Consider the following 16,153-nt stretch of genomic DNA (forward strand, 5'->3'; position numbering starts at 1 on the left):
TATGACTCATTACTCTACTCTAATCAGGTTAGTTTTCAGTTTTATAGAATTTAAAAAAGGAATTTCCATTCACTTTCATTCCACTTAATTTTGCGCTTGTTGACCTCTTTAAGAAACGAGCGCTTAAGTCTGTCTAAGTTACTTTTCTTCCAATCGTCGCCAGATTGCTGGTAGCACTTATCGAAGTCGATGATCCAAACGGTATCGTTACCATCAATCAAGATGTTGTGAATATTTAGGTCGGTGTGATTAACTTGAACTTGATGCATCCTACTAATTTGCTCACCGATTTTTTTATACATCTCTGCAGGCAACGAGCGCTCTTGAAGAATTGAGACCAAGTCTCGTGCATTTGGGATCTTTTCACTCAACAAATCGGCTTGATAACAGAAAGTCCGCTTAACTGAACGTGCTGCAATCGGCTTTGGGACATTGACTCCCGCCTCTATAAGCAGGTTCAATAACTGAAACTCTTGGTAGCTGCGCGTATTTTTCCAGCCAGTAAAAATGTAGTGATCTTTAACTAACTTTCCAAATAAACCGCCACGGCGATAATGGCGCAGAGCTGCATCTAACTTATCAGCTTGTACGAACCAAGTCGTTCCTCGACCTTGCGCGCTGCCCACGACTTTGCCCGCTTGTTGCCAAAATTCAGGGTCAAAGCACCGGCTAGGGTCTTCTGATAATAATACTTCGTCGTACCAAATGGTTTGTTTATCTAGCGTCAGTTCTTTCATTTATATCTCGATCTAATCTTCAGCTTTAATAGTAGCGAAAGCCCTGCTAGTACAATCGCAGCAACATTTTACATCTAATGGTACTATCTGCATAATCCTTGATAACTTCCTCTAATCGAATTTCTTATGGCTCTTTTTTCTTCAGCTCCTAAATCTCTTTGTATTTTGCGTCTATCTGCAATTGGTGATGTGTGTAATACCATTGCAGCAGTACAAGCGATTCAAAAACAGTGGCCTGCAACCCAAATAACTTGGATCACGGGACAATTGGAAGCTCAGTTAATCAAAGATCTAGAAGGTATTGATGTCATTATCTTCGATAAGAAGCAAGGCTGGAAAGGCTACACACAACTTTGGAAAGAATTAAAAGGTCAGAGGTTCGACGCCCTTTTACACATGCAATATGCGTTTCGTGCAAGTATTGCGACGTTAGGGATCAAAGCAAAATATAAACTCGGTTTCGATACTGAGCGTAGTCAGGACTTTCAGACTATCTTCACTAATGTGAAAGTCACCTCTCCCAAAGAAACGCACGTTCTGGATGGCTTACTTGCATTCGCTGAATGCTTAGGCGTTAAAGACACCAAAGCATCATGGCAACTTGACTACAATTTTCACGATAAAACGTGGGCAGAACAGCAAATAACGCCACAGAGAAAGAACCTGGTGATAGTGCCAGCAGCCAGTAAAGGCTATAAAAACTGGACGGCTGAAGGGTACGCGGCTGTGATAAACCACGCCCAAAAACAAGGCTGGAATATCCTACTCGCTGGTAGCCCTGCACAAATTGAGTTGGATTTAGCCTCTGATATAGAAAACCTCATTACCAACCCGGTGACCAACTTAGTTGGTAAAAGTAGCTTAAAGCAAATGCTCGCTTTACTCGATTTAGCTGATTTAGTTATCGCGCCTGRTACCGGCCCAACCCACATGGCAAATGCGATGGGTACTCCCGTTATTGGTTTGTACGCTCACCATAACCCTGAAAGAACGGGACCATATTTATATCGTAACTACGTAGTATCTGCATACGATGAAGCTATCAAAGCAGAAACAGGCAAAGATAAGTCTGAATTAAGTTGGCGCTCTCGAGTCAAAGACAAACAAGCAATGCAACGAATCAAAGCACAAGACGTAATTGCTATGTTTGATAGAGTGACCCTTGAGATCACGAAGTAACTGAAAGTTAAGTTCTCGCTAACTCAGTTTCACGCTACACTATTTCAACGAAAAGCAGCTTATTCAGTATTACTCACATTCGAGGTATAAGAGTGACTAAACCAACATTAGCCGTGGCTTTAATTGTCAAAAATGAAGCTCAGCACTTAAAAGCGTGTTTAGAGACCGTTCATGACTGGGTTGATGAAATCGTCGTGATGGATTCAGGCAGTACAGACCACACTGAAGAAATTGCACGAACTTATACTGATAAGTTTTTTGTAAATGAAAACTGGCCTGGCTTTGGGCCTCAACGTCGCCTTGCTCAATCTCATGTTGAGTCAGACTACGTACTATGGCTAGATGCCGATGAACGTGTCACCCCAGAGCTAAAAGAAAGTGTATTGGCAGCAGTAGCTGCTAACAAGCCAAATGTGCTGTATAGCTTTGCTCGTTTAAGCTGGGTTTTTGGTCGCTACATCCGCCATTGTGGTTGGTATCCTGATCGAGTACTTCGCCTATACCCTGCGAAGTTAACTCAATACAACGACTCACTCGTTCATGAGAAAGTTGAAACCTCGGCTGACATGAAAGTAGAAAAACTAGCGGGCGATGCTATTCACTATACTTATAACGACATGAACCATTATCTAGTTAAATCGGCGGGCTACGCTAAAGCTTGGGCTGAACAACGTGAAAAGCGTGGTAAGAAAAGTAGTATCAGCCAAGGCATCTTGCATGCTCTCGGCTGCTTTTTGAAAATGTATGTGGTTAAAGCAGGCTTCCTCGATGGCAAGCAAGGGTTCTTATTGTCTCTACTATCGGCGCATTCTACTTTTGTAAAATACGCAGACCTGTGGATTCGCACGAACACCGAGAAAGTGCAAAAAAATTAATATAACTAACAATATTAAATAGTTGCCGGACGTTCAGGTCCGGCAATCTAATTTAAATCAAAACGCTCACGAGCCTAGTGACCAACAACTACAGTTAATCAGTTAACACCTTCGAAACCCATAGATTGAGTTCCTCTTTCAAAGCTTCAATTTCAATACGACTCATGTCATCTTGGCTTTCTTTATCTTCTGCTTGCGGAGGACAAAACGCTAAATGGTGCGCTGCTGAATTTATCGGTTTCCAGCGTAAAGGGGTTGCAGAGCGCTTGCTTGGGAAGAACCCAACTGTAGGAACATCGATCGCAGCGGCAATATGAAGCGGACCAGTCGAACCAGCGATAAACAAATCAGCACAAGCAATCGAACGTGAAAAGTCCACTAGCCCATCATTTTTATCGTAAACCACCGAATGAATAGCTTGCTGCGCCAGCAATAATTGCAATTCTTTGGCTTTCTCTTGCTCTCCTGGGCCTGCGGTCAATACAAACTCAACATCACATTCTAGGCTTGCAGATAATTCTGTGTATTGCTGCAATGATAAATTATTTGCAGAACCACCACTGCCAGCATGAATAAACACCCAAGGCTTACTTTGGCTCAGCTCGAGTTGAGCTGCCAATTTCTGTCTCTGCTGCTGTAATTCTTCAAAATCAAAGCTTAAGAATGGCGCTTCAGGTTCAATAATACTTTCACCTGCATCGTTCAAAAATGCGCGGATTAGATCTAAATTGTATTCAAACTCTGGTTTAGCCGATTGAGAACGCTTCTGTTTAATTCGATGATTATAAAAGATCTGAGCTAATTTAGTTGCAGGAGCTAGTCGGTATGGAATGCGAGCTTTCCACACCAGTAGTGCATTATAAGTCGTAGAAAATAAGCTGATAGAGGCATCAAACTGCTGTGCCTTAATATCTGAGACTAACTGCTTCTGCTCTGATTTACTGGCTTCCTCAGTCGGATCAATCATTACTTCATCAATCCAAGGGCAAAGCTTCGCAAGTGCAACCGTATAGCTCGGCACCAAAGCGGTGATATGACAATAAGGCATTGATGATTTCAGCATGGCGAAGCTTGGCCATGCCAACATAAAGTCACCAATTTTGTCATTTCTAATTACTAGCAGCTTTTTCATATCCAACTTATCTTCTATTGCTCACAATTCCCAAACTCTATACTACCTACTTCAATAGGTAATTTTGAGCCTTTTTGTTAAGATTGAATGAGATATAACATAGTGAGTAAATATTGTGACTAAGAAACGCCTCTCTCGCGTCATCTACCCTGGTACTTTTGATCCTATCACTAACGGGCATCTTGACCTTATTGAACGAGCAGCTGAGATGTTTGATGAAGTGATCATAGCTGTTGCAGCAAGTCCCAGTAAAAAGACGATGTTCACCCTAGAAGAGCGAGTTGCATTTGCGACAGAAGTAACTAAGCACCTAAAGAGTGTCTCTTCAAAAGGTTTCTCTGGTTTGATGGTTGATTTTGCACGGGATGAAAAAGCTAACGTCCTGATCCGCGGATTACGAACTACGGTCGATTTCGAATATGAGTTTGGTTTGACCAACATGTATCGACGTTTAATGCCAGATTTAGAGAGTGTATTTTTAACACCAGCAGAAGAGCACGCTTTTATATCTTCAACGATCGTACGTGAAGTAGCGATACATGGTGGTGATGTTGACCAGTTTGTACCTCAAGTTGTTGCTGATGCCCTACATAAAAAAGGCTCAGCAAAGTAGCAACGAATTACTATCACTCGTTGCTATAAACTTAATTACACTTGGCACCGGGAGCAAAAGAATGTATTTCGTTGTCCTATTTTTTGCTCTTCAATTTTCTCACCACAATTAGGGCAAGCTTCACCTGCTTTGCCATAGACTTGGAGCTCTTGTGCAAAATACCCTGGCTTACCGTCCGCTTGAGAAAAATCTTTAAGTGTCGTACCGCCTTGCTTAATTGCGGTAGCCAGCACCTCTTTGATATTCGCTGTTAGCTCAATCCACTCATTGAGCGCCAATTTATTCGTTGGTCGTAACGGATGAATGCGTGACGTAAACAAAGCTTCATTCGCATAGATGTTCCCTACCCCAACCACGACCTTGTTATCCATTATAAATTGCTTCACTGCTATTTTTCTGACTTTGGCTTTATCTGCAATATACTCAGCATTGAACTCTTCGGTTAATGGCTCAGGGCCAGAACCTTCGAGTACCGAGTGAGACTGACCAACCGGACAAAATAACCAAGCACCAAAACGTCGCGGATCGTTATAACGCAATACTTTTCCGTTGGTTAACTTAAGATCAACGTGATCGTGTTTCTCGGCAGGAAAATCTGCATCTAATACCCGTAAAGAACCCGACATCCCTAAATGAACAATGGCAGAGCCTTTATTTGTCTCGATAAGAAGGTACTTGGCTCGGCGTGAAATAGAACGAATTATCTCACCCTCTAAATCTTTTAATTGTTGAGGTATATCCCAACGAAGTTTCGGGGTACGGAACGTCAGAGTCTTTATGGTTTGCCCAACTAAATGAGGGCTTATTCCCATTCGGCTTACTTCAACTTCTGGTAACTCTGGCATGAGATCTTCCTAAACAACATATTGAATAAAGTATTAAAAAGGGAGGAGAACGAATATAACCTTGCTCTCTGACTTTCAAGCTTTCTCGATTAAGGGATCAAGTATTCGTCTTCAACCGAAACCGCGATCCATTTATCTTGCCAGTTTTTCAGCAACCAAAACTGGGGCGTTTGATAATAGGTCAGTCTTTGAGGTTCTTCTTGCTCAACGTACCAAACTTCAGCACTTTGTGGACTGCTCAAGTTTGCCTGGAGATCTTGGTAAGTTTGCTCATCAATTTCGGTACCTACGAGCATACGCCAACGCTGAACTAACTCAGCTGGTTCAACCGACACCTCAGGGCTTATCTCCCAACCTTCTGAAGTTCTTTCTAACGACCACCTAGAGGTATGGATAGATTGCAGTTCATAGTTAGGGTTTAGCAAATATGGGTTAATTTGGTTTGGTTCTTCAATGAGGAAGTGCTTGATCAATGTCGGTAGGTTCAATACTGCAATAAAGGCAATTACACATAGCATTAAAATGTTGTTCCACTTGCGACCACGATACCTCATGACAAGTTCCTTCTTACGCTTTTGGCTAACTAGATTGGCTATATACCTTAATATTAAATAACAGGTATAAAAAAACCTAGCTCGAAAGCTAGGTTTTTAACACTGTTTACAAAAGAGCAATCAATTACTTGATTTTAGCTTCTTTGTACATAACGTGCTGGCGAACTACTGGATCAAACTTTTTGATCTCAAATTTGCCTGGCATGTTACGCTTGTTCTTGTCAGTTGTGTAGAAGTGACCAGTTCCAGCAGAAGATACTAGACGGATTTTCTCACGAATGCCTTTAGCCATTGCTTAATTCCTCTTAAACGTTTTCGCCACGTGCACGGATATCAACAAGAACAGCATCGATGCCTTTCTTATCAATAATACGCATGCCTTTAGCAGTTAGACGTAGTTTAACAAAACGTTTTTCGCTCTCTACCCAGAAACGGTGAGTTTGTAGGTTCGGCAGAAAACGACGCTTGGTAGCATTGCGTGCGTGTGAACGGTTGTTACCCGTTACTGGACGCTTACCAGTTACTTGACATACTCGGGACATGAATGTCTCTCCAAATCGTTTCAGCTCGATATCAACCTTGGTGGCCGAACCTCTCTATCAATTCTGAAAATAGAGGTAAAAACCATAATGGAAAATCCATTCAAGGCTATCAAAGGTCGCGTATTATACTAACTTGACATGCATTGCTCAAGACCCGAACAGATCCTTTTTACAGGTTTTCGTGATCTTTTTTTGAACAGAGCAGCTTTTTGAGTAATCAGAGCTGATTTAAGGTTCTAAAATGTGGGCGGAATGATAGCAGATTTTTATCAACTAACAAGCCGAAATGTGATTCAAATCCATCCACGTTCTGCAAATGACACAACTTCACCGTCTCCGACGACAAAATGGTCCAACACTCTAATGTCAACCAGCCCCAAAGCATCCGTCAATCGACGAGTGATTCTACGGTCTGATTGGCTAGGCTCAGCAACGCCTGACGGGTGGTTATGAGCCAGAATAAGTGCAGCAGCATTATGCTGCAGTGCCCGCTTAACCACTTCTCTTGGGTATACCGAAGCGGCGTCTATCGTACCTTCAAATAAAACTTCATCTTTTATTACGCGGTGCTGGTTATCCAAAAATAGAATATAGAAAGCTTCACGCTGACGATCACGCAATACACTAGAAAGGTATAATTTAGTTTGTTCAGGGCTTGTTAACGCATCACCACGAGATAAAGTCTCAGCCAAATAACGCTGAGTCATCTCGACTACCGCTTGTAGTTGTACATATTTTGCCTGTCCCATGCCTTTATGCTGGCAAAAATCTTGCTCTGAGGCTGAAAAGAGCTTCCTGAGTGAGCCAAAGTCCTTAATCAAGAAGTCAGCCAACTCCAAAACATTCATTCCTCGTGTCCCCGTTCGAAGAAATATCGCCAGTAGCTCGGCATCTGTTAAAGATTGAGGCCCACGAAAGAGAAGTTTTTCTCGTGGCATTGACTCATTCGGCAACTGTTTTATAGACATTCAAACTCTCATCGGAAATGGATCTTGATAGATTAAGGTCTAATGAACAATGAATCTGATAGCCAAACAACTTTTCCAAGCCACTTATCGCTGTGATGTAACTAAGTTGTTTGACGAGTATCAACTACACCTAATTGAGGTTCTAGGCACTCTTCGTCCTATCTGATATCGTAAGTCGCAGAATTTTTGAGGGATAAATCATGCAAATACTGGGTAATGAACAAGATACCGCCGATAAACGAAGTTTAGCAGGGAAAAAGATCCTACTAGGTATTAGTGGCGGCATCGCTGCCTATAAATGTGCAGAACTAACACGCCGACTCATTGAACGTGGTGCACAAGTCCAAATTGTAATGACGACAGCAGCAAAAGAATTCATTACCCCTTTAACCATGCAAGCTGTATCTGGAAGACCAGTATCCGACAGCCTGCTTGATCCTGCAGCAGAAGCGTCAATGGGTCACATTGAGCTCGCTAAATGGGCAGACCTAGTGCTCCTTGCTCCTGCGACAGCGGATCTCATCGCTCGAATCGGTGCTGGTATGGGGAACGACCTCCTAACAACGTTAGTACTTGCAACTGATTCGCCTATTGCGATCTCTCCAGCAATGAACCAACAAATGTATAAGAACATCACTACCCAAGAGAATATTGCGACATTAAAGCGACGTGGTTTTGAAGTTTGGGGGCCAGCGGCCGGCGAACAAGCTTGTGGTGATGTTGGTATGGGCCGTATGTTAGAGCCAATGCAGCTAGTCCATTTGTGTGAAGACTTCTTCCAGCCTAAACCTCTCGCTGGTAAATCTCTGCTTATTACTGCAGGTCCCACTCGCGAGGCAATTGACCCTGTGCGCTACATTACCAATCACAGTTCAGGAAAAATGGGCTTTGCTATTGCGGAAGCGGCTGCGAAACAAGGCGCGTCAGTAACCTTAGTAAGCGGCCCTGTATCATTAGCTACACCTTTAAATGTTAAACGTGTCGATGTGGAAAGTGCGCAGGACATGCTCGACAGCGTATCGGAACACGCAGCGACGCACGATATTTTTGTCAGCTGCGCCGCTGTTGCCGATTATCGTCCAGAATCAGTCGCGACTCAGAAGATTAAGAAAACCGATGCAAGCGATGATATGTCGATAAATATGGTGAAAAACCCAGACATTGTGGCTTCAGTCGCGAGCATGAAGGAAAATCGCCCGTTTACCGTCGGTTTTGCGGCAGAAACTCAAGATGTTGAAAAATACGCGCGCGGGAAATTATCTAAGAAAAATCTCGATATGATTTGCGCAAATGATGTGTCTATCGCAGGACAAGGTTTCAATAGTACTAACAACGCACTTCAGCTCTATTGGAAGGATGGTCAAAAGTCGCTTTCTCTCGATAGCAAGAGTGTATTAGGTGTACAGATCCTAGAACAGATCACTCTATTACTTAGCGAGAAGTAGTCACTATTTGAGGTAATCAACCTCTTATTTATTATCATCTTGCCACTATTCCGTTTCTACTTGCTAGGAACGGAATCAATTGATGTTTATAATCAACCCGCGTTCATTCATCATCTCTAGGAAAGGAAGTAAATAGATGGCTGGTACAAGAAAATCAAACCGTCGCGAAGAAATTCTTCAAGCTTTGGCTCAAATGCTCGAGTCAGCTGAAGGAGCCTCTCGAATTACAACTGCAAAGTTAGCAAAACAGGTTGGTGTTTCTGAAGCGGCTCTTTACCGTCACTTTCCAAGTAAAGCGCGTATGTTTGAAGGCTTAATTGAGTTCATCGAAGAAGCTCTAATGTCGCGTATCAATCGAATTCTCGATGATGAAAAGGATACGCTAGAACGTATTCGCCTAGTTTTACAATTAATTCTAGTATTCTCTGAGCGCAACCCTGGCTTAACTCGCATCCTTTCAGGGCATGCGCTAATGTTTGAAAATGAGCGCCTACGCGATCGTATCAATCAGCTATTTGAACGAATTGAAATGCAGCTTCGTCAAATCTTAAGAGAAAGAAAGTTACGTGAAGGAAAGTCTTTTCCTGTCGATGAAAAGATTCTAGCTGCACAATTGCTTGGGCAAGTAGAAGGAAGCTTAAACCGCTTTGTTCGTTCAGACTTTAAATATCCGCCAACCGAAAATTTCGAGGAGTACTGGGCTCTACTAAGCGCTCAGATTAAATAGTAAATGAAAAAAGATTGTAGACCCGAGTTTTCCACTGCACTTCTCCACCCTAAATACTGGCCTGTTTGGCTAGGGTTTGGGCTGCTCGCGTTATTTGTTAACTTATTACCTTATCGTCTTTTACTGCTTTCTGGCCAAACGTTGGGTCTAATCGGTATGAAAGTGGGTAGTAAACGTATCCATATCGCAAGACGTAACCTAGAGTTAGCATTTACAAACAAAGACTCAAAAGAAATCGACTCTATCGTTAGAGAAAACTTCAAAAACACCGGTCTAGCTTTAATTGAAACAGGTATTGCTTGGTTCTGGCCAACATGGCGATTTAAGCGCTTACTGACTCAAGAAAATACCGAAGTATTCCGAGAGTTTGAACAGCAGGGTAAAGGCGCTTTAGTGTGTTTTACTCATGCACTAAACCTAGAGATTACTGCACGCGCTTTTGGTGCGCTTGGCTTAGGTGGCCACGGTGTATATCGCCCACATAGCAACCCTGCCTATGACTTTATACAAGCATGGGGACGCACTCATGGTGGTAATACCATTCTCGACCGTCGAGACTTAAAAGGAATGATCCGAGCGCTAAAACATGGTGACCGCGTTTTTTACTTAGGAGATCATGATTACGGCCACAATAAGTCTGTCTTCGTACCTTTTTTTGACGTGGAAGAAGCATGTACGGTCACAGGTTCAAGTATTCTGGCTTACACGAGCAAATGCGCGATTGTTACAGGTTCAGGATGGCGTAATAGCAACGGTAAATACGACATCATCATAGATCCACCAATTCATGACGAATACCCACAAGATGATCCAAAAGCAGCCGCTGCTTTCCTTAACAAGCACTTGGAAAAGGTTATCTTACGTGGATTAGATCAATGGATGTGGCTACATAAACGTTTTAAATCGATGCCCGATCATTCTATGAGTAACTCTCGCTACTTGTAACCAATACCAAACGTTAATCAACATAAGACGTACTTAATGACGAATAATAAAAATAGCATCGACCATCATTTACATAACCCAACTTTTCAGTGGTCGTTTCTACACCCTAAGCATTGGGGAACATGGTTAGCGATATTCTTTGGCGCTATCTTTGCTTTTATGCCACCTAAAATGCGCGATGGTTTAGCACGTAAGCTATCGACTTTTGCAGTGAAGAAAAATGGGCGCGTTGTCAGACGTTCACGCGTCAACCTACAATATTGCTTCCCAGAAAAAAGTGATGAAGAACGCCAGTTCATCCTAGAAGAAACTTTCGTGAAAGCCGCTCAATACATGTTGGGCTACTCTGAGTTTTTAGTGCGTTCTACTAAGCATAATCAAAGCCGCGGTGTGATGATTGGGGAAGAAAACCTATTACCGTTACTTGATGCAGGGGAAAACGTAATTATTCTCGCTCCCCACGCTTGGGCCGTTGATTACCCGGCTGTAATGCTCGCAGCTAAAGGTTATAAAGTAACGACCATTATGAAGCCGCAGAAGAACCCTATTGGTGATTGGTTAATGCATGTTCAGCGCATGCAATATGGCGGTCGAATTTTTGCGCGTAGCGCTGGCGTTAAACCATTTGTGCGATCAATTAAAGACGGTTACTTAGGCTACTGGCTGCCAGATGAAGATCATGGCCTTGAGAATTCAGTTTTTGTTCCTTTCTTCGCAACAGAGAAAGCGACACTAAAAGGGTTTGGTAAAATGGCGCGTTTATCGAAAGCGAAAGTCATTCCAGTACTACCGTCATACAACGATAAAACCAGTAAATACGAAGTACATATCTTACCGGCGATTGAGAACTTCCCTTCTGGCGATGAAGAAACTGATGCTCGTGCGATGAATCAAGCGATTGAAGATCTCTTGCGCCCTCGACCAGAACAGTACATGTGGAATCTATCTCTACTCAAAACCCGTCGTGATGGCGTAGGTATCTACGACAACTCCCACAGCGCGTAGGCAGGACGGGGCAAACCTTAAATAATAAAAAGCCCTCGTATATACGAGGGCTTTTTTGTCTGTATCAGAAAATGTTAGATACCATACTCAGCGCGGTACGCTTTTACTGCTTCTAAGTTAGCAGCGTCTGTGCCCTTTTCTTCAAGGAAAGTCACAAGGTCTGTTAGGCTAACGATAGAAATAATCGCGCAACCAAAGTCACGTTCAACTTCTTGAATAGCTGACAATTCACCCTTTCCTTTCTCTTGGCGGTCAATAGCCACAAGAACGCCCGCTAAGTCAGCACCATTCGCTTGGATGATTTCCATTGATTCACGAATCGCAGTGCCTGCTGTGATCACATCGTCTACTAGCATAATGCGACCTTCAAGCGCGCTGCCTACAAGGTTGCCGCCTTCACCATGGTTCTTTGCTTCTTTACGGTTGAAACAGTAAGGCGTATCTACATCATGGTGATCCGCCAATGCAACAGCTGTAGTCGTAGCAATTGGAATACCCTTGTATGCAGGGCCAAATAATACGTCAAACTCAATTCCCGAATCAGCCAATGCTGCTGCGTAGAAGCGGCCTAAACGCGCTAGGTCACGACCTGTGTTAAACAATCCAGCATTGAAGAAGTAAGGGCTCTTACGGCCAGACTTTAAAGTAAACTCACCAAACTTAAGTACTTCTTTCTCTAGTGCAAATTCAATAAATTCACGTTGATATGCTTTCATGCTAATCCTCTATGTTTACTCAATAAAACTTAACTTACGCTCTGTATTACCTTTTCAGGTTTTACAGACAAAAAAATAGCCCCCAAATATGGGAGCTATCTAATAAACTATTCTGCCAGCGCCAACTTCTGCGCTTCAATAATATCGGCAATGCCCTTATTCGCGAGGGCTAGTAACTGCATCAGCTCTTCGTGGCTGAACGGTTCGCCTTCTGCTGTGCCTTGAATCTCAATCATCTTACCGCCTTCCGTCATTACAACGTTCATATCGGTATCTGCATTTGAATCTTCAGTGTACTCAAGGTCACACAATGCATTTTCGCCAATGATGCCAACTGACACTGCAGCTACATGACCTTTCATCGGGTTTTTCTTCAACTTACCATTGTTCAGTAAGTGCTGAATTGCGTCTGCCATTGCTACGCTAGCACCTGAAATCGCAGCAGTACGAGTACCGCCGTCAGCTTGAATCACATCACAGTCAACTGTAATCATGATTTCGCCTAGTACTTTAAGATCAACAACTGCACGTAAGCTACGCGCGATCAGACGTTGAATTTCCATCGTACGACCGCCTTGCTTACCACTAGCCGCTTCACGACGGTTACGAGTGTGAGTCGCACGTGGCAGCATACCGTATTCAGCCGTCACCCAACCTTTACCTTGGCCTTTTAACCAACGTGGTACATTTTCTTCCACAGACGCATTACACAGCACTTTGGTATTACCAAATTCAACGAGTACTGAACCTTCAGCATAAGCTGTGTAATTACGAGTAATTTTAATTGGACGAACTTGATCTACAGCGCGGTCATTGGGACGCATAGCATCTACCTTAATTGTCTATCCAAAGGAAATCAGTAACCAATTGGAAGGGGTGAGACGGATTTTATTGGGGCAGGATTATATAGGAATTACCGATGTAAAGCTATGGCATGGTTGGCACTCCCATCCCCTATTAGAGATTCTATGCTACTATTGCCGCGCGTTATTTTCAGAATGATAAAAGACAGGAAAATTCGATGATTTATAGTATGACTGCGTACGCGCGTAAAGAAGTTAAAGGCGATTGGGGCTCTGCAGTATGGGAGATTCGTAGTGTAAACCAACGCTACCTAGAAACTTACTTCCGTATGCCAGAGCAGTTCCGTGGCCTAGAACCAATCCTACGTGAGCGTTTCCGTAAGCGTTTAGCTCGTGGCAAAGTAGAGTGTAATCTGCGTTTTGAAGCAAACCCTGCGGCAAAAGGCGAGCTAAGCATTAACGAAGGTCTAGCTCAACAAGTGATCAATGCTGCAAACCAAGTCATGACGATGACGGGTGAAGACAGCCGTTTGAATCCGTTCCAAATCATGAACTGGCCTGGTGTGATGGAAACACCAGAGCAAGACATGGATGCCGTCAACAAAGATCTTCTTGAAGCATTCAATGATGCAATTGGTGAGTTCATTGATGCTCGTGCTCGTGAAGGCGACAACATGAAGGCATTAATCGTGCAACGCTTAGATGCGATTACTGAAGAAGTTGTAAAAGTGCGCGCACGTATGCCTGAAATCTTAGAATGGCAACGTGAACGTCTGCTTAATAAGTTTGAAGATGCAAAAGTTGAACTTGAAGGTTCTCGCGTTGAACAAGAACTTATCTTACTTGCACAAAAGTCTGACGTAGCTGAAGAGCTTGACCGTCTAGATTCACATGTAAAAGAAGCGAATATTGTTCTTAAGAAAGGCGGAGCTTGTGGCCGTAAGCTTGACTTCATGATGCAAGAGTTCAACCGAGAGTCAAACACGCTAGCATCTAAATCTATCAGCACAGACATTACAGCTTCTGGCGTAGAGCTAAAAGTTCTTATCGAGCAGATGCGCGAGCAGATCCAGAATATTGAGTAGACAATCAAACTCACCCACAAAGAACCAGGTAACATTAAAAACAAATAGTTAGCAACAACAAAACAATCAGACGCACTCATGGAGCATCTGTTAACATCAAATTAATGGTGACAAATCGGTGACAAATATTGAGTTCACATGATAGTGTAAACTCATTGTCACCACTTTGAGACTCCGCCATGCAAGATAATCAGCTCATAGCCTTAATGAAGAAAGGCAAACCTGCTCGACACCGTATATCTACAGGGCTCTACTTTCGAGTGGTAAGCCCAATGTCAGCTTTTTGGACTTTTCGTTACACCTTTCAAGGGAAAAGAAAAGAACATACGATTGCAAAGTATGGCGTCCCTCCTTTTGGGATAAAAATGACCGAAGCACAAAAAAAAGTCATTGATTTGAAGTTTGAAGTTGAGCAAGGGAACGACCCACAAGTAGAAAAAAGACGCCCAGATAGACTAGAGTTTGATAGCGTAGATCAACTTGCGGAAGATTGGTTATCAATCAAAAAAAAGAGAATCAAGAATCCACAGATTCCAGAAAGGGTTTACCGTAAAGACATAGCGCCATACATCGGTAATATGGCAGTATGTAAGGTGGAACCTCGCGATATTGCTCAAATCATTAGGTCTATTAACGACGATGGGCGCCCTTCCATTTCAAATGACGCTTTAAGCTATCTAAATCAGCTCTTCAATCATGCTATTAAGATGGGTTTAGTACAATATAACCCTGCATCTGCGTTTGATATAAACGACGCTGGCGGTGAAGAAAAATCTCGGAAGCGGGTATTATCAATTAACGAAATTACATCGCTATTCCAAGCGATAAAGTCACACAATGATATTTTTGTTCGTGAAAATTACTTAGCATGTTGCTTGCTCTTACTTCTTGGAGTTAGAAAGGGAGAGCTAATAGCGGCGAAGTGGGATGAATTCGACTTTGATGAAAAACTATGGCACATCCCTGAAAATAGAACAAAAAATTCAATTCCAATATCAATCCCTATCCCTCCAGCTATTTGGGGCATTTTTTCAGAGCTGAAAATTAGAGCAGCCGATAGTGAGTATGTATTTCCAAAACGACGCTCATCGAAAAGGTTTGGTCATATCTCACCAGATACATTAAACGCAGCTCTCAACAAACTACTATCACAAGACGACGTTGAGATAAATCACTTCACAGTACATGACCTTCGACGTACATTCAGAACATTATTGGCGAGCTGTCAGGTTCCACCGCATGTCGCTGAAAGGTGCCTGAATCATAAGCTACCCAGAATTGAAGGAACTTATGATATACATGATTATTTAGAGCAACGAAGAGATGCTTATGAAATGCTTAGTTTGAAACTCAAACCCTTGATACTGGAATTTACTCAAACATAAATACACGTAAGCTAGGAGGAATTCCAATTTCACTGAAGAGATTTATTGTATTTCTTCTGGCTATATCAAGCACGTTGACCTTATTTTCAAACAAGCAAACATCAAACCAAATCTTTCGGTCTAGATGATATTCATGTTCGAAATATAAAATACCTGAACCAGCACAATGCTTTACACTAAAAATGGCTACTTCAGCTAATCGGCCAGCGTCTACCCCTACCCAATTTGAAACGTCATAAGGCAAGATTTTCATGAATCTTGCGTCAATGTAAGCTGAAATCAATAACAAAAACAACACTTCTTCATTTGTGTGATTCCAACCGTTGTAATCCTCAATATTAGGAAGAAACCTATCTATAATATTGAGATAATCATCCGGCTGTTGATTTATTAAAAACTTAGCATCACTCCAGGTCTGGATATCATCAGCTCTGGTGTACCCAGTTCTTTTAACAAACGCGACGACCCTCAGCTCTAACTCCTGTAAGGCCTCTCCTGCGCACTCAGACTTCAACACCGATATGAGGCCATATGGGCCATCTTCAAAAAGCCCGTCAAGCTCCGGAAATAGCGCCTCAACAATGTTTACTATATAGG

General features: G+C 42.6%; 19 protein-coding genes. 9 read left to right on the top strand and 10 right to left on the bottom strand.

Annotated features, from left to right (window positions below; genetic code table 11):
- Positions 1 to 50: 50 nt before the first annotated feature.
- Positions 51 to 737 (bottom strand): 3-deoxy-D-manno-octulosonic acid kinase, encoded by a 687-nt coding sequence (locus tag L4C33_RS12210; RefSeq protein WP_428812707.1) that lies wholly within the window; start codon positions 735 to 737, stop codon positions 51 to 53.
- 126 nt (positions 738 to 863) lie between these two features.
- Between L4C33_RS12210 and L4C33_RS12215 the strand changes: the two genes are divergently transcribed.
- Together L4C33_RS12215 and L4C33_RS12220 are read left to right on the top strand one after the other, a co-directional pair.
- Entirely contained in the window at positions 864 to 1,916 is a 1,053-nt protein-coding gene (locus L4C33_RS12215) for a glycosyltransferase family 9 protein (protein WP_428812708.1), read from the top strand.
- 92 nt (positions 1,917 to 2,008) lie between these two features.
- Complete coding sequence (locus L4C33_RS12220) at positions 2,009 to 2,791, top strand: glycosyltransferase family 2 protein (RefSeq protein ID WP_428812709.1); 783 nt, start codon at positions 2,009 to 2,011, stop codon at positions 2,789 to 2,791.
- A gap of 94 nt (positions 2,792 to 2,885) precedes the next feature.
- Here L4C33_RS12220 and L4C33_RS12225 read toward each other — a convergent pair whose 3' ends face one another.
- Positions 2,886 to 3,923, bottom strand: coding sequence for a glycosyltransferase family 9 protein (locus L4C33_RS12225; protein ID WP_428812710.1), 1,038 nt, complete (start codon positions 3,921 to 3,923; stop codon positions 2,886 to 2,888).
- Positions 3,924 to 4,038: 115 nt separating this feature from the next.
- Between L4C33_RS12225 and coaD the strand changes: the two genes are divergently transcribed.
- A complete protein-coding gene (gene coaD, locus L4C33_RS12230) occupies positions 4,039 to 4,536 on the top strand; it encodes a pantetheine-phosphate adenylyltransferase (protein ID WP_428809612.1) in 498 nt (165 codons plus the stop codon).
- Positions 4,537 to 4,571: 35 nt separating this feature from the next.
- Here coaD and mutM read toward each other — a convergent pair whose 3' ends face one another.
- From mutM to radC, 5 genes are all read right to left on the bottom strand, one after another.
- Positions 4,572 to 5,381, bottom strand: coding sequence for a bifunctional DNA-formamidopyrimidine glycosylase/DNA-(apurinic or apyrimidinic site) lyase (gene mutM, locus L4C33_RS12235; RefSeq protein WP_428812711.1), 810 nt, complete (start codon positions 5,379 to 5,381; stop codon positions 4,572 to 4,574).
- Positions 5,382 to 5,470: 89 nt separating this feature from the next.
- A complete protein-coding gene (locus tag L4C33_RS12240; RefSeq protein WP_428812712.1) occupies positions 5,471 to 5,935 on the bottom strand; it encodes a hypothetical protein in 465 nt (154 codons plus the stop codon).
- Positions 5,936 to 6,059: 124 nt separating this feature from the next.
- On the bottom strand, positions 6,060 to 6,227 hold the full coding sequence (rpmG, locus tag L4C33_RS12245; protein ID WP_002535344.1) for a 50S ribosomal protein L33: 168 nt from the start codon (positions 6,225 to 6,227) through the stop codon (positions 6,060 to 6,062).
- Positions 6,228 to 6,240: 13 nt separating this feature from the next.
- A complete protein-coding gene (gene rpmB / locus L4C33_RS12250) occupies positions 6,241 to 6,477 on the bottom strand; it encodes a 50S ribosomal protein L28 (RefSeq protein WP_004728407.1) in 237 nt (78 codons plus the stop codon).
- A gap of 293 nt (positions 6,478 to 6,770) precedes the next feature.
- A complete protein-coding gene (gene radC / locus L4C33_RS12255) occupies positions 6,771 to 7,445 on the bottom strand; it encodes a RadC family protein (RefSeq protein WP_428812713.1) in 675 nt (224 codons plus the stop codon).
- A gap of 200 nt (positions 7,446 to 7,645) precedes the next feature.
- On the opposite strand from radC, the gene coaBC reads away from it, so the two are divergent.
- The 4 genes from coaBC (at position 7,646) to lpxM (ending at position 11,567) form a co-directional block, all read left to right on the top strand.
- Positions 7,646 to 8,890, top strand: coding sequence for a bifunctional phosphopantothenoylcysteine decarboxylase/phosphopantothenate--cysteine ligase CoaBC (gene coaBC, locus L4C33_RS12260; RefSeq protein ID WP_428812714.1), 1,245 nt, complete (start codon positions 7,646 to 7,648; stop codon positions 8,888 to 8,890).
- A 136-nt stretch (positions 8,891 to 9,026) separates the two neighbouring features.
- Entirely contained in the window at positions 9,027 to 9,617 is a 591-nt protein-coding gene (slmA, locus tag L4C33_RS12265) for a nucleoid occlusion factor SlmA (protein WP_428812715.1), read from the top strand.
- Positions 9,618 to 9,620: 3 nt separating this feature from the next.
- On the top strand, positions 9,621 to 10,562 hold the full coding sequence (gene lpxL, locus L4C33_RS12270) for an LpxL/LpxP family Kdo(2)-lipid IV(A) lauroyl/palmitoleoyl acyltransferase (protein WP_428812716.1): 942 nt from the start codon (positions 9,621 to 9,623) through the stop codon (positions 10,560 to 10,562).
- 36 nt (positions 10,563 to 10,598) lie between these two features.
- Entirely contained in the window at positions 10,599 to 11,567 is a 969-nt protein-coding gene (gene lpxM, locus L4C33_RS12275) for a lauroyl-Kdo(2)-lipid IV(A) myristoyltransferase (protein ID WP_428812717.1), read from the top strand.
- A gap of 74 nt (positions 11,568 to 11,641) precedes the next feature.
- Here the strand turns inward: lpxM and pyrE are convergent, their stop codons facing one another.
- Positions 11,642 to 12,283 carry an orotate phosphoribosyltransferase gene (pyrE, locus tag L4C33_RS12280; protein ID WP_428812718.1) on the bottom strand — a complete coding sequence of 214 codons (642 nt, stop codon included), beginning with the start codon at positions 12,281 to 12,283 and terminating at the stop codon, positions 11,642 to 11,644.
- Positions 12,284 to 12,390: 107 nt separating this feature from the next.
- A complete protein-coding gene (gene rph / locus L4C33_RS12285; RefSeq protein ID WP_428812719.1) occupies positions 12,391 to 13,107 on the bottom strand; it encodes a ribonuclease PH in 717 nt (238 codons plus the stop codon).
- A 197-nt stretch (positions 13,108 to 13,304) separates the two neighbouring features.
- On the opposite strand from rph, the gene L4C33_RS12290 reads away from it, so the two are divergent.
- Positions 13,305 to 14,171 (top strand): YicC/YloC family endoribonuclease, encoded by an 867-nt coding sequence (locus L4C33_RS12290; RefSeq protein ID WP_428812720.1) that lies wholly within the window; start codon positions 13,305 to 13,307, stop codon positions 14,169 to 14,171.
- Between the two features lie 179 nt (positions 14,172 to 14,350).
- Positions 14,351 to 15,556, top strand: coding sequence for a tyrosine-type recombinase/integrase (locus tag L4C33_RS12295; RefSeq protein WP_428812721.1), 1,206 nt, complete (start codon positions 14,351 to 14,353; stop codon positions 15,554 to 15,556).
- On the opposite strand, the gene L4C33_RS12300 is transcribed toward L4C33_RS12295, so the two are convergent.
- A partial coding sequence (locus L4C33_RS12300; protein WP_428812722.1) for a hypothetical protein occupies positions 15,543 to 16,153 on the bottom strand: 611 nt, incomplete at its 5' end. The genes L4C33_RS12295 and L4C33_RS12300 overlap by 14 nt on opposite strands.

This window comes from Vibrio makurazakiensis, assembly GCF_050337375.1.
GTDB lineage: Bacteria > Pseudomonadota > Gammaproteobacteria > Enterobacterales > Vibrionaceae > Vibrio > Vibrio makurazakiensis.

Coding starts and splice junctions, on each gene's coding strand:
- lpxL (WP_428812716.1), top strand. CDS start 9,621: ATGAAAAAAGATTGTAGACCCGAGTTTTCCACTGCACTTCTCCACCCT.
- L4C33_RS12240 (WP_428812712.1), bottom strand. CDS start 5,935: ATGAGGTATCGTGGTCGCAAGTGGAACAACATTTTAATGCTATGTGTA.
- slmA (WP_428812715.1), top strand. CDS start 9,027: ATGGCTGGTACAAGAAAATCAAACCGTCGCGAAGAAATTCTTCAAGCT.
- coaBC (WP_428812714.1), top strand. CDS start 7,646: ATGCAAATACTGGGTAATGAACAAGATACCGCCGATAAACGAAGTTTA.
- L4C33_RS12225 (WP_428812710.1), bottom strand. CDS start 3,923: ATGAAAAAGCTGCTAGTAATTAGAAATGACAAAATTGGTGACTTTATG.
- rpmB (WP_004728407.1), bottom strand. CDS start 6,477: ATGTCCCGAGTATGTCAAGTAACTGGTAAGCGTCCAGTAACGGGTAAC.
- L4C33_RS12295 (WP_428812721.1), top strand. CDS start 14,351: ATGCAAGATAATCAGCTCATAGCCTTAATGAAGAAAGGCAAACCTGCT.
- rpmG (WP_002535344.1), bottom strand. CDS start 6,227: ATGGCTAAAGGCATTCGTGAGAAAATCCGTCTAGTATCTTCTGCTGGA.
- L4C33_RS12290 (WP_428812720.1), top strand. CDS start 13,305: ATGATTTATAGTATGACTGCGTACGCGCGTAAAGAAGTTAAAGGCGAT.
- radC (WP_428812713.1), bottom strand. CDS start 7,445: ATGTCTATAAAACAGTTGCCGAATGAGTCAATGCCACGAGAAAAACTT.
- L4C33_RS12210 (WP_428812707.1), bottom strand. CDS start 737: ATGAAAGAACTGACGCTAGATAAACAAACCATTTGGTACGACGAAGTA.
- lpxM (WP_428812717.1), top strand. CDS start 10,599: ATGACGAATAATAAAAATAGCATCGACCATCATTTACATAACCCAACT.
- mutM (WP_428812711.1), bottom strand. CDS start 5,381: ATGCCAGAGTTACCAGAAGTTGAAGTAAGCCGAATGGGAATAAGCCCT.
- rph (WP_428812719.1), bottom strand. CDS start 13,107: ATGCGTCCCAATGACCGCGCTGTAGATCAAGTTCGTCCAATTAAAATT.
- pyrE (WP_428812718.1), bottom strand. CDS start 12,283: ATGAAAGCATATCAACGTGAATTTATTGAATTTGCACTAGAGAAAGAA.